Raw genomic sequence first — 22,951 nt, forward strand, 5'->3', positions numbered from 1 at the left:
ATCGATAGTAGAATACAGTACACTGCTGTATATATTAACAGGTTTTTTATGGCTGACCTAGTGGTGTTAGTGATAAATCATGTTTCACGAACTTAAAAGATGAAGCAATTGACTAAGCAAGACATTCATTCTGGTTTTGTACTTTCTAAAAGTGCGTTTGATGTAGATAACAAGCTACACATTGTTTTGTGGGTAAAAACAGCTTCAGGTATAACTAAGCTACTCATTGAAGACGAACTTACTTTATTATTCGTAGAAATTGAAGTACTCGGGAGTGCCTTAACTCTATTAAGCACTAATCGTATACCTTCTGCACAGCATAAAGTCTTAGATCTCAAAACGTTTAATCAACAACAAGTAGCAGGTATTTATTTTTATTCATTAAATGATTTTTACCAAGCAAGAGAGTTACTTAAGTCTAACAGTATAAAGTGCTATGAAGATGATATAAGACCAGAAGAGCGCTTTTTAATGGAGCGCTTTATAACTGCGGATATTGACTTCACCGGTCACGTACATGTTAAAGACAACTATCTTTCGTATTCACAAGTAAAATGCAAAAAAGCAAAGAAAAGTGATAAAACGACATTATCCATGCTCTCCATTGATATTGAGTGCTCAATGGAAGGAGAGCTATTTTCTATAGGTATGTTTTCTTTAGCTTCGCAACACAACGCGATAAACCATTGTGATTATCAAAAAGTGTTTATGATAGGTCAACCACAAGAATGCGATGAGCAATATATTGTTTGGGTAAAAGATGAAAAAGCGCTTTTACAATACTTTATTAATGAAGTGCGATCTTTTGACCCCGATATTATCATTGGTTGGAATGTCATTAATTTTGATTTTAGGTTATTACAAAAGCGTTGTGATTATCATGCTCTTTTATTTGTCATCGGTAGAGATAACACTAAAGTAAGGTGGCGTAGTCAAAATAATGAACAATATTATATTTATATTGCGGGTAGAGTTGTTCTTGATGGTATCGACTTATTAAAAACAGCCACATACAGTTTTCCAAGTTTTTCCTTAGATTTTGTCGCGAATTCGTTATTGGGCTTATCAAAAAAAGTCAGTGATGTTGATAATCGAGTGCAAGAAATCATCAATAACTTCCGGCACGATAAAATTGCATTGGCTCAATATAATCTAGAGGACTGTCGCTTAGTTTCTCTAATATTTTCACAAGAACAATTATTAGCGTTTGCAATATTAAGAGCTCAATTAACAGGTCTATCTATTGATCGTGTTGGAGGTTCGGTTGCTGCGTTTACTAACCTTTATTTACCTAAATTACACCGAAGTGGCTATATAGCGCCTAATATGGGCGATGGTGATTCTGAGCTAGTTTCTCCAGGTGGCTATGTTATGGATTCAATACCGGGTTTATACAATAATGTGTTGGTTCTAGATTTTAAGTCATTGTACCCAAGTATTATTCGAACATTTAAAATTGATCCAATGGGCTTAATTGAAGGCTTACTAGAACACAAAGAAAATGCACAAAAAACTGTTGGCCATCAAGCAATTCCTGCTTACGACGGCGCTTACTTTTCTCGTCAAAAACACTTTTTACCCGATATCATAACGTCACTCTGGGATGAGCGAGATAAAGCGAAAAAAGAGCGTAATGCTATTTTGTCACAAGCGATAAAAATTATTATGAATAGCTTTTATGGCGTTCTAGGGTCCACAGGGTGTCGGTTTTTCGACCCTCGCTTATCAGGTGCGATAACTAAACGTGGACATGATATTTTAAAAACGACTAAGCAATGGATACATGATAAAGGATATCAAGTTATTTATGGTGATACTGATTCAATTTTTGTTCATGTTAAAGACGGCGAAGAAAATCAAATTATGTCTTTAGGGACTGAATTGCAACACTATATTAATAATAAATGGCAACATCATATTAAAGAGGTATACCAACTTGATTGTGAGTTAGAAATTGAATTTGAAACACACTTTAGTAAGTTTCTTATGCCGACAATTCGAGGCAGTGAACTAGGAACTAAGAAACGATATGCTGGCATGATCACTAATGAAAATGGTCAAAGTCATATCGTATTTAAAGGCCTTGAAAGTGTTAGAACTGATTGGACTCAGTTGGCAAAAGAGTTTCAACAAACGCTTTATCATAAAGTATTTAATGATGAAGATGTTGACGAATATATTAGAGATACGGTGCGAAAGACGTTATCTGGCCAGTACGACGATAAATTAGTATATAGAAAACGTATCAGAAGAAAGCTGTCATCCTATATAAAAAATGTACCGCCTCATGTTAAAGCAGCGCGTTTAGCTGATAAACATAACGCAGAGCTAGGTAAACCATTAAAATATCAAGGAAAGGGCTGGATAGAATATTTTATTACGCTTAATGGCCCGCAAGTAAAGGAACAACGTGAAAGTACCATAGATTATCAGTTTTATATTGATAGACAATTATGTGCAGTGGCGGATGCCATTCTTCCTTTCATCAATAAAAATTTTAATGATATTACGACAAACCAACTCGGTTTATTTTAACTTTGAGCAATATATTACGTGCAACAATACTCATTTCAAGGTATAAATTACTTATAAACGTTTAGATGGCTAGATAGCTGGTACGAATTGAATAATTCAGCATTCTACTTACGCAATATCATTGTAAAAAAGGTTCACTAATGAAAGAAGAAACAAAAATAGTTACAGCTGGACGCAGTGCAAAATGGACAAAAGGGGTTGTAAACCCACCCGTAACAAGGGCATCAACTGTCGTGTTTGAAACTGTTGATGAAATGAATAATGCTGTTGCTAATCGCTTTAATGAGACCATGGTTTATGGTCGTCGTGGAACAACAACATCATTTGCATTTAGTGATGCCATGACAACCTTAGAAGGAGGGGCAGGTTGTGCTCTGTATCCTTCAGGTACAGCAGCAATTACCAATGCAATATTAGCTTTTGTTGAATCAGGAGATCATATTCTCATGGTTGACACAGCCTATGAGCCGACTCGGGATTATTGCGATAAGATTTTAGCTAAAATGGGGGTAACAACTACCTATTACGATCCATTAATTGGTGCAGACATTGAACGTTTAATTAAGCCTAATACCCGTGTCGTCTTTTTAGAATCTCCCGGCTCAATTACGATGGAAGTACAAGATGTACCAGCAATAAGTAAAGTGGCACGTCAGCATGATTGTATTGTTATGCTTGATAATACTTGGGGAGCAGGTATTAACTTTAAACCCTTTGATTTCGGTGTTGATATTAGTATTCAAGCGGCAACAAAATATATTGTGGGTCATTCTGATGTTATGTTAGGTACAGCGACTGCAAGTGAAAAATACTGGCCACAACTCAGAGACAATAGCTATTTGATGGGCCAATGTACTTCACCAGATGATTTATATTTAGCCCTTAGAGGAGTTCGTACTTTGGGGGTTCGTTTAAAGCAGCACCAAGAAAACGCTTTAAAAGTGGCTAAGTGGCTAGAACAACGTCCCGAAGTAGAAACAATATTGCATCCTGCGTTTGAATCATGTCCAGGTCATGAGTTTTTTAATCGAGACTTTAATGGTTCAAATGGCTTATTTTCGTTTGTGTTAAATCGTGGTGATAAAAAAACAATAAAACCTTTTTTAGATGGCTTATCGCATTTTAAAATGGGCTATTCTTGGGGCGGATTTGAAAGCTTGATATTAGGTATTACCAATGTGGCATCATTAAGAACTTCCACTCAATGGCAAGCTAAGCATCCGCTTATTAGAGTACATATAGGTTTAGAAAACGCCGATGATTTAATTGAGGATTTAGAGAAAGCATTCGATAGATTAAATAACGCTATTGATTCTTAAGCTACGATATCCCCTTGAGAGTATAATTTCAGGGGGATATGATTTCTATCTAGTCGTGTTGCTCATTGCTGCTTTCTAAAATACTAGAATATTTATAGGAAAAAATTAACACGCCCTAGTGGTTATGGTCATTATTCGTTAATTTTACTACATAAAAAAGACAGTCATTTTTTGCACGACTTACATCAGTTGTTGCTTTAAATAGTTTTAAGTTGTGGCGACATACTAATTGGTTATCTCGGGTATAAAAATACTCATCAATAACATCTTCACCACCTTTATTTAATAACTGTAAATTCTCTAGGCCGTTGCAATCTACCCAGCCAAGCATTTCGTCTTGGTGCGCACTACCGTAATTAAAGAATTCAATATTTTCTTTTAGGGTAACTCCTCTAAATCCTTCGTCGTGAGCAGCGTAAGAGAGTTTGGTTTCTGGTTTTAGTTGCAAGCGAAGCGGTCTATAAATAACATCAACAGATTTTTCTTGATGGATATAGCCAATATTTTCACAGTGACTGACATGATTAATACCCGCAAAAGCCACTTCATGGGCTTGTTCATCTTTTCGTCCACCGCATTCTATAGTGATAAATGGGCAGTTAAAATCTTGCTCCATAATAGAACCAATATGTAAATCTGATAATATTAAGGTTTGGCAAAAGAAAGACGCTAACGATAAGGTATCTGTTGTAATCATTGAGCTAACACCAAACGTTGGCCCAGGGCTTGATGAGTTGTGCAGATCAATAACCATTTCAGGATTAACTTCTCGAATTGCTGTTTCGATGAGGTTTGCTCGTTGACAGTAACCTTTTTGCAGTTCGGTATTACATTCAGAATCGCAGGCCTTTCCAAAGCAGCGATTAATATCCATACCGCCTTTAGTATAACGGTGACTAAATAGCGGGTGAGCTGCTGCAGCCTCAACTGAACAAATAATAAACCGAATATTGGTTTGTGGAAGTTCTTCTTCTCTTGTCGTTAACCAGCGATGTATCGCTATAAATCCAGAGGGTTCATCGCCTTGCATCAATGTAAGAAATACTCTGCTTTTACTGGTGTCCTTTCCAGTAATATCAATAACGGTTGGACCAGTCATTGATAATAAAAATTGTACATAGTCAGCATGAAGTTCTTGCCATTGTGGATCTTTTAAATAAATGATTTCGCTAAAATCTATATCCATCATATTGCCTAATTTGTTCGTTTTATAATTATGTTGCTATGTGCACATCCTTTGGTATGACTTAGCATGAACGAGTATTAAAAAAAGGTTTTGATTAAGGTCAACAAACTGAAGTTATTCAATAATTTCTTTTATTTTTCTATTTTTAGATCATGTTTTTATGATTTCAGTTTGTTTTTAGGTAAAATAAAAATGTTTATATTCAACTTAACAGGGTTAATAAATGTCTGAAGAAACAATCTTTTCAAAAATAATTCGTCAAGAAATACCTACGCCTTTACTTTATCAAGATGACTTAGTAACAGCATTTAGAGATATTGCACCGCGTGTTGAAAGTCATATATTAATTGTGCCTAATAAAGTAATACCGACAATTAATGATGTTACAGAGCAAGATGAGTTGACGTTAGGAAGAATGGTTACCGTCGCTAAACGTTTAGCTAAAGATGAGGGAATTGACGAAAATGGATATCGCTTAATCATCAATTGTAATGAACATGGCGGCCAAGAGGTTTACCATATTCATATGCATTTACTTGGTGGTCAACCGTTAGGCTCAATGCTAAGTGTTTGATGTAAGCTATCAACAATAAGTGAAAATGCGATAAGTGGATGGAATGATACGATTAAAGGCAATGACTTATATTTTCACTAGCGCATACTTACTATGTGATAGTTAAATGGACATATTGAGTGAATTGGAAAGAATTTTTAGAAGATAGAACGCGTCTCTTTTGGTTTGTGCATACAGCAGGGTGGTTTGGTTTTGCATTAGTGCATTATTTAGGATCTCTGCTGCATGATCTGCGAGATATCTTCGTTGTGATAATTTTTTTAAATGCTTATGCAGGTTGGTTGTTAACCGTTCCTCTTCGCTATATATATCGACGTGCCTGGAATTTATCCCCGATTAAAATAGCCCTAGTTGTCATCATTTCTTCTTATGTAACGGGTGTGTTATGGCAGATAGTTAAAAATATTAATTATTGGGAAATATATAAACACGGCTATGAACCTGATTTTCTCTTAATGTATACACAATCAAGTTTGTGGTCTTTCTATATCATATTAAGTTGGAGTTGTTTGTATTTTGGTACTAAGTATTATCAAATGTTGCAAATTGAGAAACAAAACGTTTTAAAAGCGAATACTGTTGCTCATCAAGCACAATTAAAAATGTTACGGTATCAGTTAAATCCTCATTTTTTATTTAATACCTTAAATGCTATTTCGACTTTAATTCTGGTAAAAGAGAATAAAACAGCCAATAGCATGGTTACCAAACTCAGCGAATTTCTCCGTTATTCATTAGATAAAGATCCGATGAAAAAAGTCCCGTTAGAAAGTGAAATCCAAGCCCTTGAACTTTATTTAGCGATAGAAAAGGTCCGCTTTGAAGATAGGCTAACCGTTACCTTTAATATTGATGAAGAGTGTCAAGATGCACTTGTACCCAGCATGATATTACAGCCACTTGCTGAAAATGCGATAAAGTATGCTGTTGCCGTGCAGGAACAAGGCGGAGAAATTGCTATCACAGTAACTCAGTTTGCTCATGATTTATTGATCGAAATTGCTGATAATGGGCCCGGTGCAGATATTGTAAATGGTAATTTGCATAGGGAAAGTGGTGTAGGTTTGGTTAATACAAAAGAAAGGCTACAAGCCCTTTATAATAAAAAATATTCTTTGGTTGTCTCCCATAATAAACCATCAGGTGTTAAAGTTAACATACGTCTACCGTATGAGTTAACTTAATAAAGGAAGTATGCATGTTGTTATCAACCATTATTGTTGATGATGAGCCACTTGCTCGAAAAGGATTGTCTGTTCGTTTACAAGAACACCAAGAGATTGACTTAATTACTCAATGCTCAAATGGTCGAGAAGCGATAGAGGCAATTAGAGCTTATCAAGTTGAATTAATGTTCCTAGATATTCAAATGCCAGGCTTAAATGGGTTTGAGGTGTTAGAAAGTATTATAGAGCAAGGCTTAAAGATGCCTGTGGTTGTTTTTGTGACGGCTTATGATCAATATGCAATTAAAGCATTTGAAGTTCACGCTTTAGATTACATTATGAAGCCTGCAGATGAAGAAAGGTTGTCACAAACGATTGATAAAATAAAACAACATTTTCAAGGTTCAACCGATAAAGCACATAAATCAAAACTGGTAAAACTTGTGAGTGATGTTACAGGTAATGATTACCAGCAAATTTTGTCGGAATTAGCGAATGATCAAGAGTTGAGTATTTCTAGCTATTCAGATATTTTGCCTATAAAAGATGGTGGAGAAGTTAGCAGAGTCCCTGTAAAAGATATTTTATGGATAGATGCTGCGGGTGATTACATGTGTGTTCATGCAATTGATGCTTCTCAAAATGAAACAACGCATATTTTGCGTAAAACCATGAAAGAGCTAGAAGAAGCTCTTGATCCAAGACAATTTATCAGAAATCATCGTTCAACAATTGTCAATAAAACCTTTATTGATAAATTTTGTAGCCAAATTAATGGTGAATACTTTTTAGTGATGAAAAATGGTAAAGAGTTGAAAGTGAGTAGAAGTTATAAAGATAAGGTTAAACAGGCGATAAATAGCTAATTAATTATATACACTAAAAGAGCTACAGCATGTAGCTCTTTTAGTTTATGGCTCTTATATAGTTTACAAGTGCTTTTTAGAAATAGTTAATATTTTAACTGTATTACTAGCACCAACAGTTTCCATCATGTCACCATGTGTAAGGATAACTTTATCGCCAATAGCTAATTTAATGTTAGCACTTAGTACCTGTAATATCTCATCAGAAAGTGTGTCATTTGTTGAGTGAGTCGAATCAAACGCTACAGGATATACACCGCGGTATATAGCGGTTTTATTTAATGTTTTTGCATGTCTAGAGAGAGAAAAAATCGGCAAGCCAGAAGTGATTCTAGACATCAATTTACTTGATTGTCCTGATTCAGTTAGCGCGACAATTGCTTTAACACCTTCTAAATGGTTCGCAGCATACATTGCAGATAGTGCAATAGTTTCTGATACTTCTTTAAAGGTGAGCTCTAATCTGTGGTTAGAAATATTGACTAATCGATGTTTTTCCGCGCCGACGCAAACATTAGCCATTGCTGTAACTGTTTCTATGGGATATTTACCAGCAGCTGTTTCTGCTGAGAGCATAACAGCATCGGTACCATCTAATACAGCATTAGATACATCCATAACTTCAGCACGAGTGGGCATAGGTTGTTCAATCATTGTTTCCATCATTTGCGTAGCAGTAATAACAACTCTATTTAATTGACGCGATCGAGCAATAATATGTTTTTGTTTACCGACCAATTCAGCGTCACCAATTTCAACACCTAAATCACCACGTGCCACCATGACAACATCAGAAGCAAGAATAATATCATCCAGTATTTTGTCATCGTTTACGGCTTCAGCTCTTTCAATTTTAGAAACAAGACGTGCATCACAACCTGCTTCTTGTGCAAGTAACCTTGCTTCTCTCATGTCGGCCGCATCACGCGGGAAAGAAACGGCTAAAAAATCTACGTTAATTTTAGCGGCTAACTTAATATCTTCTTTATCTTTTGCTGTTAGGGCTGGGGCGGTTAAACCTCCACCTTGACGGTTAATGCCTTTATTATTAGATAATGGCCCACCTACAGTAACCTCTGTAAATACAGAGCTTTGAGACGTTGATAATACTTTCAGTTGAACACGACCATCATCAAGTAATAAAATATCACCTGTAGAAACGTCTTGAACAAGTTTTTTGTAATCAATACCTACTTTTTCTTGGCATCCTTCACCTTTTTCAAGTGTTGCATCAAGCTCAAATTTATCACCAACAGCAAGTCTTATAGGACCATCTTTAAACGTTGAAATACGAATTTTAGGGCCTTGTAAGTCTCCAAGTATGCCAACGTAAATACCTAACTCTTTAGCGACTTCTCGAACATTATTAGCACGTTCAATATGATCTTGTGGAACACCATGAGAAAAGTTTAATCGCACCACATTTACTCCAGCAGCCAAAACTTTTTTCAACATATCTCTATCATCAGTTGCAGGACCTAAAGTGGCAACTATCTTGGTTCTTCTAGGCATCTTAATCCTTATTAATTTAAATATTTTTAACTTTATATCTTGTAATTAGGGTCTGTTGATCTTTCGCGATTAAATTTTGTTCGAGCTAAAAGCGTTTTATTCGCGGCGAGTAGTGTGTAGCTTAGTCATTCTAAGCAAATACTACTCAACAAAGCATAAAATGCTTTTAGCCGAATCCTTCGGACAGCGTTTGTTGGTCATTTTTACGGCGTTATCGCCTTTTTATGTGGAATAACCACATGACAAAGGCTCTGCTTTGTACAAATATCCAACAAAAAGCTGCAAAAACAACCCCGAAAGATCAACAGCCCCTAGATGTAATTTAAAACTGGTTGCTATTTATAAGCTGTTTTTAAAGGGTTACTCTTTTCTATCAAATCTCGAGCTTCTTAGACTGTCTTTTACTTTTTTAAGGTTATCTCTAAATTTACTCCCACGTCTTAAAGTAAAGCCAGTTGCTAACACATCAATAAGTGTTAACTGAGCTATTCTAGAAGACATAGGCATATATAAATCTGTATCTTCAGAGACATCTACTGACAATACGATATTACATTCTTTGGCTAAAGGAGTGCCTTCAGTTGTGATACCGATGACAGTTGCATCATTCTCTTTCGCTAAACTTGCTACTTCAACAAGAGATTTAGTTCTTCCTGTATGAGAAATGACAATCACTACATCACCTTGTTGGCTATTTATAGCACTCATTCTTTGCATTAATATGTCATCAAAATAAACAACAGGCACATTAAAACGAAAGAATTTATTTTGAGCATCATGTGCAACAATTGCTGAAGCACCCAAACCAAAAAATGATATTTTATTTGCTTGTGTTAACAGATCTACAGAGCGGTTGATTACGTTAGGATCTAAACTCTTCCTTGCTAACTCAAGACTTGCCATGGTTGATTCAAAAATTTTCGAGGTATATTCATCTGCGGTGTCATTTTCGTCAACATGTCGGTTCACATACGGCGTACCATTAGCAAGACTTTGAGCTAAATGGAGTTTGAAATCAGGGTATCCTTTAGTATCTAATCTTCTACAAAATCGATTTACTGTCGGTTCACTAATATTTGCTTGTTTCGCAAGTGCAGCAATACTTGAATGAATAACGGTACTAGGTGAAGAAAGTATAACTTCTGCAACTTTCCTTTCAGATTTACTTAACATGTCTAGTTCGCTTGCAATCTTTTCTAATATATTCATTACGTTATGATCCTAGATCTTTTTTTATCGTTAATATAGTTCGCTATAGAAATAAATATTATTACGTTTTATGTAAGCTAAGTGTAATTAATTTTCTACTTTAGCAACAGCTAAAATGAAATTTTATTTCATAATTGCACCTAATATAATGCAAAATGGTTAAAATTTGCAAATGTTTAATTATAAACTTACAACATTGCTTCCTTAAGTCTCGCTTTAACATTGATATAGCGACGAAACAGTATTAAAGATAATTAATGTAGTAAAATTACAGAAAGTTCTTTACTGATGGCTAAACAAGCGCTAAATTAGAGTTATATGTAGTTTATTTACAAATTTAGTTAGCTTAACACTATAATATAAGTATATTGAGACGTATTAATTAAGCTTTGAATGAGAGTTATATGAAAACAACAGATTATCAAACAGCCAGTGAAATCGTTATCTTCGGTGCCTTAGGGGATTTATCTCGCAGAAAATTACTTCCAGCACTTTATCAATTGGAAGTATGTGAGCTCATTCACAAAGACAGTAGAATTGTCGGTGCAGCAAGACAAGAGCATACGTTAGATGAATTTAAAGACATTGTTTTAGATAGTTTAAATAACTTTGTTAAGGAAGAATTGGATCAATCTGTTGTAGAGAGATTTATTCAACGCTTGGTTTATCAACAGCTAGACTTTAAAGATCAGTCATCATTTAGTCATTTATATAAAGCATTAGTAAACGGTAATGACACACGCGTTTATTATTTTTCAACTCCGCCAGCAATTTATGGAGATATTTGCCATGGACTTAATAGCGCAAACCTTATTACCAATAACGATAGGGTGGTAATGGAAAAACCTATTGGTCACTCTTTAGAATCTTCTAAAGTCATTAATGATCAAGTATCTGAATTTTTTAAAGAAGAGCAGACCTACCGAATCGATCATTATTTAGGTAAAGAAACAGTTCTTAATTTAATGGTATTACGTTTTGCAAATTCGTTATTTACCAATAATTGGGATAGAAATAGTATTGATCATGTTCAAATCACTGTCGCAGAAAGTGTTGGTATTGAAGGTCGCTGGGGCTTTTATGATGAAGCCGGTCAAATGCGTGACATGGTTCAAAATCATTTATTACAAATATTATCGTTGTTAGCTATGGAGCCTCCTGCTGATTTAAGTGCGACAAGTGTGCGTGATGAGAAGTTAAAAGTGGTAAAAGCATTAAGGCCAATCAACCGAGATAATATAAAAGATAAAACGGTTAGGGGTCAGTACGCAGACGGTTATTTAAATGGTGTTTCTGTACCTGGATACTTAAATGAAGAAGGTGCAAACCAAACAAGTAAAACTGAAACGTTTGTAGCAATAAAAGCTGAAATAGATAACTGGCGCTGGAAGGGGGTTCCTTTTTACTTACGGACCGGTAAACGAATGCCTGTTAAACATAGTGAAATTGTTGTTCACTTTAAACAACAACCTCATAACATATTTAAAGACAGCTATAGCGATTTACCTGCCAATAAACTCACCATTAGACTTCAACCAGATGAAGGCGTTGAATTACAGATGATGAACAAAATACCTGGTATTGCTTCACAAATGAACATTCAAGAAAACAAGTTAGATTTAAGCTTTTCTAAAACTTATAACGATGAAAGGGTTGTAGATGCATACGAGCGTTTAATGCTTGAAGTCTTAAATGGCAATCAATCGTTGTTTGTTAGTCGTGATGAAGTAGAAGCCGCTTGGTTATGGGCTGATTGTATTATTGAAGCATGGCAAGGAACTAATGAGTTACCTAAACCTTATGCTGCTGGTTCATGGGGTCCAGTATCATCTATTTCATTAATTGCACGCGATGATCGCCAGTGGGTTGAATAATGTATCAATTTTTAGAACACAGTACTCGAGATGAACTAGATAATACACTTGCAGAACAAATTGCTGTTTTATTAAATCAAGCAATCAAAGATAAAGGAAAGGCAAGTATTGCAGTCTCAGGCGGCTCAACACCTAAAGGGCTTTTTAAGCAGCTTGCTGCCATGGATTTAGAGTGGAGTAAAGTAACGATAACATTGGCTGATGAACGTTGGGTTAATATTGACAGTGATGATAGCAATACTCGCTTAGTCCATGAAAACTTATTACAAGGGTATGCTGCAGCAGCGAAGTTTTTTTATTTAAAACAAGGTGATGTGTTAACTAATGAAACGTTAGCTGACTTAAACTTAGCTGCAGAGAAAACAATTCTTCCCTTAGATGTATTGATATTGGGTATGGGAGAGGATGGTCATACTGCTTCACTATTCCCTTGCAGCGAACAAATTAAGCAAGGGTTAAATCCTGAAAATGATAATGCATTGATGAGTGTACAACCCAAAACTGCGCCTCATCAGCGAATTACCTTTACTTTCTCTAGCCTATCTATGAGTAAAGTTGTCATTTTACATCTTTGTGGAAAAGCAAAGAAGGATGTTGTCAATAAAGCAATAGAAGGTAGTGATTTATTTGAAATGCCGATACGTGCGTTTTTGCATCACCCTACATTAAATACCCAAATATTTTGGGCACCATAAGTTAAAAAGATAATCGTTTTAATATTTAATCAATTAGATAAAGTAATTTGAGAATAGCAATGAAACAGCAAATAGAAGACATTACCCAGCGAATTATAAAACGTAGTAAAAAGACTCGCGCAGCTTATTTAAAAAAGATTGATGCCGCTAAATCAACAACAGTGCATCGTGCTAGCTTATCGTGTGGTAATTTGGCTCATGGTTTTGCTGCTTGTGGTAAAGAAGAAAAGCAAACAATAAAAGGTTTGAATCATTCTGATATCGCTATTATTTCCGCATACAACGATATGCTTAGTGCGCATCAGCCTTATCAAACTTACCCTGAAGTTATTAAAGAATCAGTAAGAGAAACGGGTGGTATTGCTCAGTTTGCTGCTGGCGTACCCGCAATGTGTGATGGCGTTACTCAAGGTCAACCAGGTATGGATCTTAGCTTGATGAGCCGAGATGTTATAGCGATGTCTACTGCGGTTGGTTTATCTCATAATATGTTCGATGGTGCAGTCATGTTAGGCATATGTGACAAAATAGTACCGGGTTTATTAATTGCTAGTATGACATTTGGTCATTTACCCACTGTTTTTATTCCGGCAGGTCCAATGCCATCAGGTATTCCTAATAAAGAAAAAGCACGAGTAAGGCAACAATTTGCTAAAGGTGAAGTCGATGAAGCAGCATTACTTGATGCTGAATCAGCCTCGTATCACGCACCTGGAACTTGTACATTCTTTGGTACAGCTAACTCAAACCAACTTGTGGTTGAAGTGATGGGCTTACATTTACCTGGTGCTTCCTTCGTTGCTCCTAATACTCCTTTGCGTGAAGCGCTAACTAAAGCTGCTTCAAAACAGGTGACCCGTTTAACTCAACAATCAGGTAATTATATGCCTGTAGGTAAAATGATTGATGAACGGTCTATTGTTAATGCAATTGTCGCTTTATTAGCAACGGGGGGCTCCACTAACTTAACCATGCATATTATCGCTTTTGCGAAAGCTGCTGGCATAATCATTAACTTTCAAGACTTTAATGACTTATCAATGCAAGTTCCTTTACTAACACGTATTTACCCAAATGGGCATGCAGATATTAACCACTTTCAACAGGCAGGTGGCATGGCATTATTATTTAAAGAGTTGTTAGGAGCAGGTTTACTTTATGAAGATGTTGAAACTATTTGTGGCCGAGGTCTAACACGTTATACGCAACAACCAGTTTTAGAAAATGGTCAACTTATTTGGGTTGATGGTCTAGAAAAATCAGGTGATACCGAAGTTATTACAACGGTTGATAAAGCATTTAAAGCTGATGGCGGTTTAAAAGTATTAAAAGGAAACTTAGGTGTATCAGTATTAAAAACGTCATCTCTTAGAGAGGGTAGCTTTGTTATTAATGCTCCTGCTGTTGTTTTTGAAGATCAAAATGAGCTACAGACTGCTTTTGATGCTGGTGAATTAGAGAAGGACTTTGTTGCGGTCGTGCGTTTTCAAGGCCCTAAAGCACGAGGTATGCCTGAATTGCATAAGTTAACGCCTTTACTTGGTGTATTACAAGACAAAGGCTTTAAAGTCGCTTTAGTGACTGATGGTCGTATGTCAGGTGCATCAGGGAAAGTACCTGCAGCAATTCATTTATGCCCTGAAGCTGTTGATGGTGGCTTAATCAGTAAAATTGTTGATGGCGATATGATTATGCTTGATGGTGTAACAGGTGAATTAACATTACAGGTTGATGAGCAAACGCTTAATTTACGAGAGACCTCTGAATTTAATATCAATGGTCATCACCAAGGCATGGGTAGAGAGCTTTTTGGTTTTATGCGTCGTAACTTAAGTTCCGCAGAAACAGGTGCATGTTCATTATTCGATGAATAATTGGCTTGTAATTTGAGTTATCAGGTTAGTAAAAAAATAAAGAATTAGACGAGTATACGTCAGATATTGAGGATTTATGACAGTAACAAAAAATTGGCAAATAATGCCGAAAGATCTCTTTGCTATGGGACCCATTGTTCCTGTATTAGTTATTGACAAAGTAGAGGATGCTTTACCTATCGCCGAAGCACTACTAAAAGCAAATATTAATGTACTCGAAGTAACTTTACGTACATCAGCTGCGCTAGATGTTATTAGCTGTATTGCAAAGGAATTACCTGAAGCCATTATTGGTTCGGGTACGGTAACAAATAGAAGTCAATTACAGCAATCATATGATGCTGGTGCTAAATTTGCGATTAGCCCAGGGTTAACTAAAGACTTATTACAAGCGGGTAATGAAGGAGAGATTGCTTTAATTCCAGGTATCTCTTCTATTTCAGAACTAATGGATGGGGCTGATTATGGTTATGACCATATGAAATTTTTTCCGGCAGAAGCATCGGGTGGTGTAAAAGCTATTAAATCTATTGGTGGTCCTTTTCCTGATATAAAGTTTTGCCCGACAGGAGGTATAAACTTAAACAATGTAAGAGATTATTTAGCATTATCCAATGTTATGTGTTGTGGTGGTTCATGGTTAGTTACTAATGAAACAATACAAAATAGGAATTGGCAGGATATTACTAAACTTGCTAATGAAGCTTTAGAGTATGTTAAGCAACCATTTTAGAAAGTCTATTATATTTGTTACATCGATTAATTAATAATTTCGACCTGTTACTAATATAGGTACAAAAAAACCACCTTTAAAGGTGGTTTTTTTGTACCTATAGCAGCTAATTACTACTGATTATTTTGTGCTAATTTAAGCCTTTCAGCCATTGATAATGGTTTATCGTTATCTTTAGCTTTAGTTTGCTTTTTCTCAGGTTGAGGAGCGACGGCTTTAGAGTCAGCTTTAACCTTATTGTCTCCTTTGAACACAGACTTCATCATGTTCTTCATACCTTCAAAGCTTTCACTAGCCATTTTGTTAGCTAATTGAACATCTGGTGGTAACTGTTGTTCTTCAGCTTTTTGACTTTGAACCGAAGGTTTCTCTGTTGCTTCAACTTCTTTTAGATCAACACGCTTATGTGGTTTAGCTAATTTTGATTCAGCAATCTTAGCTTTACTTGGCGCATTATCAATACTACTAATATTAGAGTTTTCATCATTACTACGTGATGGTTGTACACCACTAAACGATGGCATAAATACATCATTTGAATTGACACGTTGATCAAATGACTTGATAGCATCATCAATTTCATCTTCGGCTATATCAATAGCATTCTTAACCTGTGATAACTTCTTCGTTAAGCTAGAATGTTTTTTCTCAATATTATTTATCGCAGCTTTAACATCATCATTTAAATTTACTGTAAGCTTTTTGTAATTTTCTATCTGCTTCTCAAAACTGCCAAATGTAGACTCAGTATGCTTAATGCTGTCTTCAATTGAGGTTAATTTACCTTGAAGTCGTTTCTTTTTAGCTAAGAACTTTTCTGTAAGTTCTTTAGGCACAAGTAGCGCTTGTTCAGCTGCAGGAACAATATCAGCAAATTCACTGATACAGTTAACAGGCTTCCACTGATTTAGGGAAGAAGTCCAACCGTAAACATTTGGATTTTTGGCAAGTTCTTCACGAGCCTCTTCTAGGGTCAAAGGGCCACTTACTTGGCCATTGTCTGAAAAATACCACTTTTCCATAACTATTACTCTTTATTAATTCGTCAATTGACTTTGTTATTATTATTATAGCTTATAGTGTATCTTTATACATCGTAATCAGTTTTGATTACATTTGCTAAATTTTTCTGTAAAGATGCATATTGTGCTTCTATTGTTTGAACAACAACTTTAACTTCTTCAGTTAGGTTGTGTGTAATTTGACTGTAGTTGTCAATTTCTGCATCTATTTCGTATAAAGAATCTGAAGTTGTTGAAATTGTCTTATCAATTCTATCAAGAGTTGATATTAAATCTTTTTCCTCACCAATAAGTCCTTCAATTAAGTCTTTTGGAATTTCTACTGGTGGCGCTGGCGGTTTGACGTTTAGCTCAAATTCACTTATGCAATTTACAGGTACCCAATGGGTATAAGAGGGGTGCCAAGCATATAAATTAGGATTTTTTGCTATCAAATCATTTGACTCTTTTAGTCCTAAAGGGCCGCTTACTTTACCGTTGTCAGAAAAAAACCATTTTTTCATAATTTTAAATACTCTTTTTGATTCTATACGCTTTCCAATAATTATCGCTTAACTGCGCTAAAAATTGAAGGTGTGTTGCATATCCTTACCTTAATATTAAATGTAACGTGACGGGTTGATATTCGTCAAGAAGTTTATTGTTTTCAATAACTCTTTTCAGTTTTTAATTTTCATTAGGTATTAGATGTTATTAGTTAAAAATAGTTCAAAAAAAAACCACTAACTTATAAAGTTAGTGGTTCAATTGAAGTAATGAATTAATAATTAACTAACAGGTCTTCTTGGCTTGAGCAGAGCTATGATTACTTGCATCACTAACAACAGCATATTTACCTGATGTTAAATGAGTCTTACGCTCGCTACTGTTCATGAAGTCAGTTGGAATATCATTAATAGTCGTTATCGTTTCTGTTTTGGTCATTGGAGCCGACGCTCGTCCAGACAGTCGGTTTGCCTTTTTAACTTGACGTGCTAGCTTTTTGTCTTTAACAGGCGATTTTTTCACTTGCTTCTTAACGACATTTTTAGGTTTAATTTTAGCTGATTGTTCAGGTTTAGTGTCTACTGCTGCTGAATTAGCTTCTTCTTGCATCGTTTCTTCAGGTTTTATTACTGGTTCAACAGATTCAGTTAGCTGAGCTTGAGCATCATTATTATCTAATGTATCAGAGTCATCTCTAACATCAACACTTTCTTGTGGTATTGATGGCGTTTCTAGCTCTGTATTAGTTATATTTTCCGCTTCTTTACTTACAGTTGTGTCAATAGTAGGTGTAGGTTTAACCTCAGGTTTGTCATTGTTGCTTTCACTTACAGGCTTATCAACATTAATGTCAGTATCACTTTTAGTCACTGCTGTCGCTTGGTCATCACCAAAAGGTAAATCTTGTTGAACTTCAGTGGAAACACTTTCTTGTCGTGAATCCTTAATTATTTTTTGTTCAACACTCGTGACAGCTTCGTGAGTTGTTGCCTTTGGTTCAACATTGTTAACTGTATTTACAGGAGTTACATCTTCGCTATGTTTCTCAACATCAGGGTAACGTGCACTAACAGATTCGTCCTTTAAAGAGACCGAATTGTTCTCATTACTTTCATTTGAGTTCTTTCTTCTTCTTTGTCCATTTGAGCGAAGATGTCTAGGAGAACGTCTATTTCGTTGGCGATCTTCTGATTTATTATCTACAACTTGCTCAGAAGAGCTGGTAGGCTTAATAGAGTCTTCCTTCGCCACTTCATCAACTGTAGGCTTGGCGCTTTGTTCAACACGTACTTTTTTCCTGTTATTACGACGTTGACGACGTTCAGCTACTTTTTCTTCTTTAACAACCTGGCTGTTATCTTGTTCAGGCTTCCTTGGTTGACGCTTCGGTTTGCTATGAGTTTTCTTTTGATTACTACGCTCAGGTTTATTACCTTTCTCTTGAGTAGCTGCTTTATCATCTTTTGAAGGACGTTCATCATTACGATTTCTATTTCCGCGATTATTTCTACGCTGCCCTTGTTTTCGATTTTGCGGGCTTTTATTTCTGTTATTTCTTGGTTTCGATTGTGGCTTCTCTTGCTCAACCACTTCTTCAGTAAGAAAAAGTGATTTTAACCAAGCAAATACACCTTTAGGTTTTTTAGCTTTTAAGGTGTTATCAGACTTAGGGTTTACTACCTCTTGAGTTACATTTCGCTTAGGTGCAGACATGCCTTGAATGACTGGCTCATCTCTTTTAGCTACTTCTTTGTCAAATTTAGGCATTTTTGCTTCTTCAAGTTCTGCCTGTTTAACAGGTAACTCGTAGCTTGCCTCGGTAATTGATTCATCCTTTTTAACACGTAAAACTTCATATTGAGGTGTTGACATATGAGGGTTAGGGATTATCAATACTTTAACATTATGATGCTTTTCAACATGCATCACTGAACGGCGCTTCTCATTAAGAAGGTATGTTGCAACAGGTACCGGTACTTGAGCTTGAACATGCTGCGTATTTTCTTTGATTGCTTCTTCTTCCATTAGGCGAAGTATTGAAAGAGCTAAAGATTCAACGCCTCTTACTTGTCCTGTACCGTTACAACGTGGACAAACACCTTGGCTCGTTTCGCCAATTGATGGACGTAAACGTTGACGTGACATTTCAAGTAAACCAAAACGAGAAATACGGCCTAATTGGATACGTGCTCTGTCTTGATGAACAGAGTCTCTCATACGGTTTTCTACTTCTCTTTGATGTCTTACCGGTGTCATATCGATAAAATCAATAACAACTAAACCACCAAGATCTCGTAATCTTAATTGACGAGCAATTTCTTCTGCTGCTTCAAGGTTGGTATTGAATGCTGTTTCTTCAATATCACCACCTTTAGTCGCACGAGCAGAGTTAATATCAATTGATGTCATTGCTTCGGTTGGGTCTATTACAATAGAGCCGCCTGAAGGTAATCTTACTTCACGTTGAAACGCTGTTTCTATTTGCGTTTCAATTTGGTAGTGCGTGAACAACGGTACATCACTATTATAAAGCTTAATTTTACTTAAAAAATCTGGACGTACTACTTCGATATGTTTCTTAACGCTTTCGAATGTTTTAGGTCTATCTATAAGAACTTCACCGATATCACGACGTAAATAATCACGAATAGCGCGTAGAATTAAATTGGTTTCTTGGTGGATCAAAAATGGAGCAGGGCGATTAGCTGCTGCGTCGCTGATGGCTTGCCAATGATGTAATAGAACACTTAAATCCCACTCTAATTCATCATAATCTTTACCAACACCAGCAGTACGTACAATTAAGCCCATTCCTTTTGGTAAATCTAGTTTACTTAATGATGCTTTAAGATCGGTTCTTTCATCACCTTCGATACGGCGTGAAATACCACCGGCTCTTGGGTTATTTGGCATTAAGACTAAATAACTACCAGCTAAACTGATAAAAGTTGTTAATGCAGCGCCTTTTTGTCCACGTTCTTCTTTATCAATTTGGACAATGACTTCTTGACCTTCTTTAAGAACTTCTTTGATATTTGGACGGCCTTGGAATGTATAGCCTTTAGGGAAGTACTCTCGAGCAATTTCTTTCATTGGCAAGAAGCCATGACGCTCGGCACCGTAATCAACAAATGCTGCTTCTAAAGAAGGCTCAATTCGAGTGATCTTGGCTTTATAAATATTAGATTTTTTTTGTTCATGACCAGGGCTTTCGATATCTAAATCATAAAGCTTTTGGCCATCGACTAGTGCTACGCGCAATTCTTCTGATTGGGTAGCGTTAATTAACATACGTTTCATAGTTTCTGGGACTCATTTTTAGTCACAGCACACTATTGCTAAGTACACAAAGCAATCTACTTCGTTGGTAACAGCAGTTTGTCAGCCTCACGGATGTCATAGTTAACGTGTCATTTTACCACGCTAAGCTGTTATAAATTCTGATTGTTAATAGTTTCTTGTAAACTCTAATTTAAGAATTTACAGTAAATTTGTTTCTTTATGTGCTTGCAATATTTTGCTGAGCAAAACTTATTGGAAAGTATTTAAACACGTGAGGTACGTTTATTCTTTAAAACGTTAACTATCTCATTTGCTGATGGAAAATGTTCTTTTCGCAATAAGTATATTTAATAAAATTTGCTTTATGGTGCAGGACAAATCAAAATTTTTATTGATTTACTGTTTATGTTTAATTGATCTTGTTTCAGGCTAATACTGCTAAATTTAAGCTACCTGGTTCAATTAATACAAATGGCTGTTCGTTACTTATGTCATTAGTCTCATGTAGATTATGCATAAATAAGTAGCCGCAGTTTGCCTCTTACGTCTCTCTTTAAAGCTATTTGTGTTAATGATTTATCATATTGATGCGTATTCGTTAAAAGCCATTAGATATGTGTCATAAATAGGCTTTTAAGGTAAATACTTAACCATAACCCTCTTATTATCACACTATATCTGCATTTAAGCCAATAAAAATGCGAAAAAAAGTGAGGGTTTTTAAAATAAAGTCCAAATATAAAGAAATTATTAGTGGGTAAAGTATGGTAAACTTGTGCTAATAGGTTAAAGAATAACTCAATGATACGTTTATGCCCTCAAAAGAAATAAATCATAATTTAACAAATAGCGAAGTTAAGCCTGCTCCAAGTAACAATGAAGCAAAGCCAAAGGTACGGTATTTTGATATAGAAGAAGATGACTCAGGACAGCGAATTGACAATTTTTTATTAAGAACTTTAAAAGGGGTTCCTAAGAGCCACTTATATCGATTAATGAGAAAAGGTGAAATCAGGGTTAATAAGAAGCGCATTAAACCCGTTTATAAATTATGTGCAGGAGATGTTGTGCGTGTTGCTCCTATTCGTATTTCTGAGAAAACAGGCGAAGTGTCTACGAGTTTAAATATTGTCGCAAGTTTAGAAGAGCAAATTTTATTTGAAGACGATCGGTTGATAGTTATCAATAAACCCTCTGGCATGGCAGTACATGGTGGTAGTGGTTTAAGTTTTGGTTTAATTGAAGCACTACGCGCATTAAGACCACAAGCTAAGATGTTAGAACTTGTTCACCGTTTAGATAGAGATACCTCAGGTTGTTTAGTTGTGGCCAAAAGACGCTCAGCTTTGAGAAACCTCCATGAACAATTGCGTAATAAAAGGGTACAAAAGTTCTACCATGCATTAGTTAAAGGTCATTGGCCTACAAAATTAACGAGAGTCACTGATAGTCTTAAAAAGAATGATTTAAAGTCAGGAGAGCGAGTTGTCGTGGTAGACAATGTTAATGGCAAAGAGTCAGAAACAAGATATAAAGTATTACAACGTTACCAAGGTGCGACGTTAGTGCGTGCTTTTCCTGTAACGGGAAGAACACACCAAATACGCGTTCATTGCCAATCAGCAGGGCACTCTATTGCTGGTGATGCTAAATACGGACATGATGATTTCGATGCTACTTTAAAGCCGAAAGGTTTACGACGACTATTTCTGCATGCAGCAAGCATTGAGTTCATTCACCCCAAGACAGAGCAGAAAATTAAAATTGAAGCGCCATTGGAAAATAGTTTAGAAAAGTTACTCTCAAACCTCGTCAAAACAGATAAATAGCAAATATAAGCAATTACAACTTAATTATAGATGTAATTGCTCTATTTGTTGGTATTACGACTGTTGATTATCTAAAACGATATATCCATGCTTCTTTAATAAATCAATGAGTTTAATTAATGGTAAACCTATTAATGTATTAGGATCGTCACCAACTAACTTTTTAAATAAACAAATACCTAATCCTTCACTTTTAAAACTGCCAGCACAGTTGTAGGGCTCTTCTACTAATAAGTATTTAGATATTTCATTTTGTGTTAACTCATTAAAATGTACTTCAAAGGGTTCAACTAGAGAATGAACTTGGTTTGTTTGGCAATTGAGTACAGCTAAACCAGTATAAAAGGTGACACATTTATTACTGAATTGTGAAAGCTGTTTGACCGCATTGTCAAAATTGTGAGGTTTACCTAATATAATGTTGTCGCATACGGCGACTTGATCACTTCCTATAATCAATGCGTTATTATATGAATGTGCAACTGCTTTTGCTTTTTCTATTGCCAAGCGTTCAACTAATGCTTGAGGAGTTTCATTTTCAAGGGGGGATTCATCAATATTGGGTTTAGCGCACTCAAATGAAATGTTAAGTTTGTCTAGAATAGATTTTCTATAAACAGAGGTAGAGCCTAAGACAACAGTTTGCATATGGATCCTAATTTGTTGATTAATGACTTTTTGGTGAAGAACTAAACAAAATAGTCAGATTTACTGCTAATATATGGGTATTCTTGAGTTTTTAAACAATTTTAGCAAATTTTCTTTTGACACTGGCCTGTATGGGCTATA

The 22,951-nt window shown here is 35.7% G+C and carries 17 protein-coding genes and 1 pseudogene; 11 read left to right on the plus strand and 7 right to left on the minus strand.

Going from position 1 to position 22,951, the window contains the following annotated elements; all coding sequences use genetic code 11:
- Positions 1-99: 99 nt before the first annotated feature.
- Both D1094_RS03845 and D1094_RS03850 read left to right on the plus strand, forming a co-directional pair.
- Complete coding sequence (locus tag D1094_RS03845) at positions 100-2,535, plus strand: DNA polymerase II (RefSeq protein ID WP_118958784.1); 2,436 nt, start codon at positions 100-102, stop codon at positions 2,533-2,535.
- A 140-nt stretch (positions 2,536-2,675) separates the two neighbouring features.
- Positions 2,676-3,854 carry a cystathionine beta-lyase gene (locus D1094_RS03850; RefSeq protein ID WP_118958785.1) on the plus strand — a complete coding sequence of 393 codons (1,179 nt, stop codon included), beginning with the start codon at positions 2,676-2,678 and terminating at the stop codon, positions 3,852-3,854.
- Between the two features lie 115 nt (positions 3,855-3,969).
- Here D1094_RS03850 and D1094_RS03855 read toward each other — a convergent pair whose 3' ends face one another.
- Positions 3,970-5,040, minus strand: coding sequence for a succinylglutamate desuccinylase/aspartoacylase family protein (locus D1094_RS03855; RefSeq protein WP_118958786.1), 1,071 nt, complete (start codon positions 5,038-5,040; stop codon positions 3,970-3,972).
- A gap of 223 nt (positions 5,041-5,263) precedes the next feature.
- Between D1094_RS03855 and D1094_RS03860 the strand changes: the two genes are divergently transcribed.
- From D1094_RS03860 to D1094_RS03870, 3 genes are all read left to right on the plus strand, one after another.
- Entirely contained in the window at positions 5,264-5,614 is a 351-nt protein-coding gene (locus tag D1094_RS03860; RefSeq protein WP_118958787.1) for an HIT domain-containing protein, read from the plus strand.
- Positions 5,615-5,733: 119 nt separating this feature from the next.
- Complete coding sequence (locus D1094_RS03865; protein ID WP_118958788.1) at positions 5,734-6,798, plus strand: sensor histidine kinase; 1,065 nt, start codon at positions 5,734-5,736, stop codon at positions 6,796-6,798.
- A gap of 14 nt (positions 6,799-6,812) precedes the next feature.
- Positions 6,813-7,646 (plus strand): LytTR family DNA-binding domain-containing protein, encoded by an 834-nt coding sequence (locus D1094_RS03870; RefSeq protein ID WP_118958789.1) that lies wholly within the window; start codon positions 6,813-6,815, stop codon positions 7,644-7,646.
- A gap of 63 nt (positions 7,647-7,709) precedes the next feature.
- Here D1094_RS03870 and pyk read toward each other — a convergent pair whose 3' ends face one another.
- Entirely contained in the window at positions 7,710-9,158 is a 1,449-nt protein-coding gene (pyk, locus tag D1094_RS03875; RefSeq protein WP_118958790.1) for a pyruvate kinase, read from the minus strand.
- A 112-nt stretch (positions 9,159-9,270) separates the two neighbouring features.
- Here pyk and D1094_RS18835 point away from each other — a divergent pair.
- Positions 9,271-9,471: pseudogene (locus tag D1094_RS18835) on the plus strand (hypothetical protein); the annotation flags it as partial.
- A 47-nt stretch (positions 9,472-9,518) separates the two neighbouring features.
- Here the strand turns inward: D1094_RS18835 and D1094_RS03885 are convergent.
- Positions 9,519-10,367, minus strand: coding sequence for a MurR/RpiR family transcriptional regulator (locus D1094_RS03885; protein WP_118958791.1), 849 nt, complete (start codon positions 10,365-10,367; stop codon positions 9,519-9,521).
- A gap of 404 nt (positions 10,368-10,771) precedes the next feature.
- Between D1094_RS03885 and zwf the strand changes: the two genes are divergently transcribed.
- From zwf to D1094_RS03905, 4 genes are all read left to right on the plus strand, one after another.
- Positions 10,772-12,241 carry a glucose-6-phosphate dehydrogenase gene (gene zwf, locus D1094_RS03890; protein ID WP_118958792.1) on the plus strand — a complete coding sequence of 490 codons (1,470 nt, stop codon included), beginning with the start codon at positions 10,772-10,774 and terminating at the stop codon, positions 12,239-12,241.
- Complete coding sequence (gene pgl, locus D1094_RS03895) at positions 12,241-12,936, plus strand: 6-phosphogluconolactonase (RefSeq protein WP_118958793.1); 696 nt, start codon at positions 12,241-12,243, stop codon at positions 12,934-12,936. The genes zwf and pgl overlap by 1 nt, the downstream gene beginning before the upstream one ends.
- Positions 12,937-12,995: 59 nt before the next feature.
- Positions 12,996-14,810, plus strand: a complete 1,815-nt coding sequence (gene edd, locus D1094_RS03900; protein ID WP_118958794.1) for a phosphogluconate dehydratase — start codon at positions 12,996-12,998, stop codon at positions 14,808-14,810.
- A 76-nt stretch (positions 14,811-14,886) separates the two neighbouring features.
- Positions 14,887-15,543, plus strand: a complete 657-nt coding sequence (locus tag D1094_RS03905) for a bifunctional 4-hydroxy-2-oxoglutarate aldolase/2-dehydro-3-deoxy-phosphogluconate aldolase (RefSeq protein WP_118958795.1) — start codon at positions 14,887-14,889, stop codon at positions 15,541-15,543.
- Between the two features lie 113 nt (positions 15,544-15,656).
- On the opposite strand, the gene D1094_RS03910 is transcribed toward D1094_RS03905, so the two are convergent.
- The 3 genes from D1094_RS03910 to rne all read right to left on the minus strand — a co-directional run bounded on the left by D1094_RS03910 (position 15,657) and on the right by rne (position 20,351).
- Positions 15,657-16,565, minus strand: coding sequence for a DUF4339 domain-containing protein (locus D1094_RS03910; RefSeq protein WP_118958796.1), 909 nt, complete (start codon positions 16,563-16,565; stop codon positions 15,657-15,659).
- A 65-nt stretch (positions 16,566-16,630) separates the two neighbouring features.
- Positions 16,631-17,068, minus strand: coding sequence for a GYF domain-containing protein (locus tag D1094_RS03915; protein WP_118958797.1), 438 nt, complete (start codon positions 17,066-17,068; stop codon positions 16,631-16,633).
- Positions 17,069-17,336: 268 nt separating this feature from the next.
- Positions 17,337-20,351: a ribonuclease E gene (rne, locus tag D1094_RS03920; RefSeq protein ID WP_118958798.1), complete on the minus strand. Its 3,015-nt coding sequence runs from the start codon at positions 20,349-20,351 to the stop codon at positions 17,337-17,339.
- Positions 20,352-21,145: 794 nt separating this feature from the next.
- On the opposite strand from rne, the gene rluC reads away from it, so the two are divergent.
- Complete coding sequence (rluC, locus tag D1094_RS03925) at positions 21,146-22,162, plus strand: 23S rRNA pseudouridine(955/2504/2580) synthase RluC (protein WP_118958799.1); 1,017 nt, start codon at positions 21,146-21,148, stop codon at positions 22,160-22,162.
- A 54-nt stretch (positions 22,163-22,216) separates the two neighbouring features.
- Here rluC and D1094_RS03930 read toward each other — a convergent pair whose 3' ends face one another.
- The gene (locus D1094_RS03930; protein WP_118958800.1) at positions 22,217-22,810 is read right to left on the minus strand and encodes a nucleoside triphosphate pyrophosphatase; all 594 of its coding nucleotides are present in this window, start codon (positions 22,808-22,810) and stop codon (positions 22,217-22,219) included.
- Positions 22,811-22,951 lie beyond the last annotated feature (141 nt).

Source organism: Colwellia sp. RSH04 (assembly GCF_003545765.1).
GTDB lineage: Bacteria > Pseudomonadota > Gammaproteobacteria > Enterobacterales > Alteromonadaceae > Colwellia.

Coding starts and splice junctions, on each gene's coding strand:
- rluC (WP_118958799.1), top strand. CDS start 21,146: ATGCCCTCAAAAGAAATAAATCATAATTTAACAAATAGCGAAGTTAAG.
- edd (WP_118958794.1), top strand. CDS start 12,996: ATGAAACAGCAAATAGAAGACATTACCCAGCGAATTATAAAACGTAGT.
- pgl (WP_118958793.1), top strand. CDS start 12,241: ATGTATCAATTTTTAGAACACAGTACTCGAGATGAACTAGATAATACA.
- D1094_RS03860 (WP_118958787.1), top strand. CDS start 5,264: ATGTCTGAAGAAACAATCTTTTCAAAAATAATTCGTCAAGAAATACCT.
- D1094_RS03885 (WP_118958791.1), bottom strand. CDS start 10,367: ATGAATATATTAGAAAAGATTGCAAGCGAACTAGACATGTTAAGTAAA.
- pyk (WP_118958790.1), bottom strand. CDS start 9,158: ATGCCTAGAAGAACCAAGATAGTTGCCACTTTAGGTCCTGCAACTGAT.
- D1094_RS03910 (WP_118958796.1), bottom strand. CDS start 16,565: ATGGAAAAGTGGTATTTTTCAGACAATGGCCAAGTAAGTGGCCCTTTG.
- D1094_RS03850 (WP_118958785.1), top strand. CDS start 2,676: ATGAAAGAAGAAACAAAAATAGTTACAGCTGGACGCAGTGCAAAATGG.
- D1094_RS03845 (WP_118958784.1), top strand. CDS start 100: ATGAAGCAATTGACTAAGCAAGACATTCATTCTGGTTTTGTACTTTCT.
- zwf (WP_118958792.1), top strand. CDS start 10,772: ATGAAAACAACAGATTATCAAACAGCCAGTGAAATCGTTATCTTCGGT.
- D1094_RS03915 (WP_118958797.1), bottom strand. CDS start 17,068: ATGAAAAAATGGTTTTTTTCTGACAACGGTAAAGTAAGCGGCCCTTTA.
- D1094_RS03870 (WP_118958789.1), top strand. CDS start 6,813: ATGTTGTTATCAACCATTATTGTTGATGATGAGCCACTTGCTCGAAAA.
- D1094_RS03905 (WP_118958795.1), top strand. CDS start 14,887: ATGACAGTAACAAAAAATTGGCAAATAATGCCGAAAGATCTCTTTGCT.
- D1094_RS03855 (WP_118958786.1), bottom strand. CDS start 5,040: ATGGATATAGATTTTAGCGAAATCATTTATTTAAAAGATCCACAATGG.
- D1094_RS03930 (WP_118958800.1), bottom strand. CDS start 22,810: ATGCAAACTGTTGTCTTAGGCTCTACCTCTGTTTATAGAAAATCTATT.
- rne (WP_118958798.1), bottom strand. CDS start 20,351: ATGAAACGTATGTTAATTAACGCTACCCAATCAGAAGAATTGCGCGTA.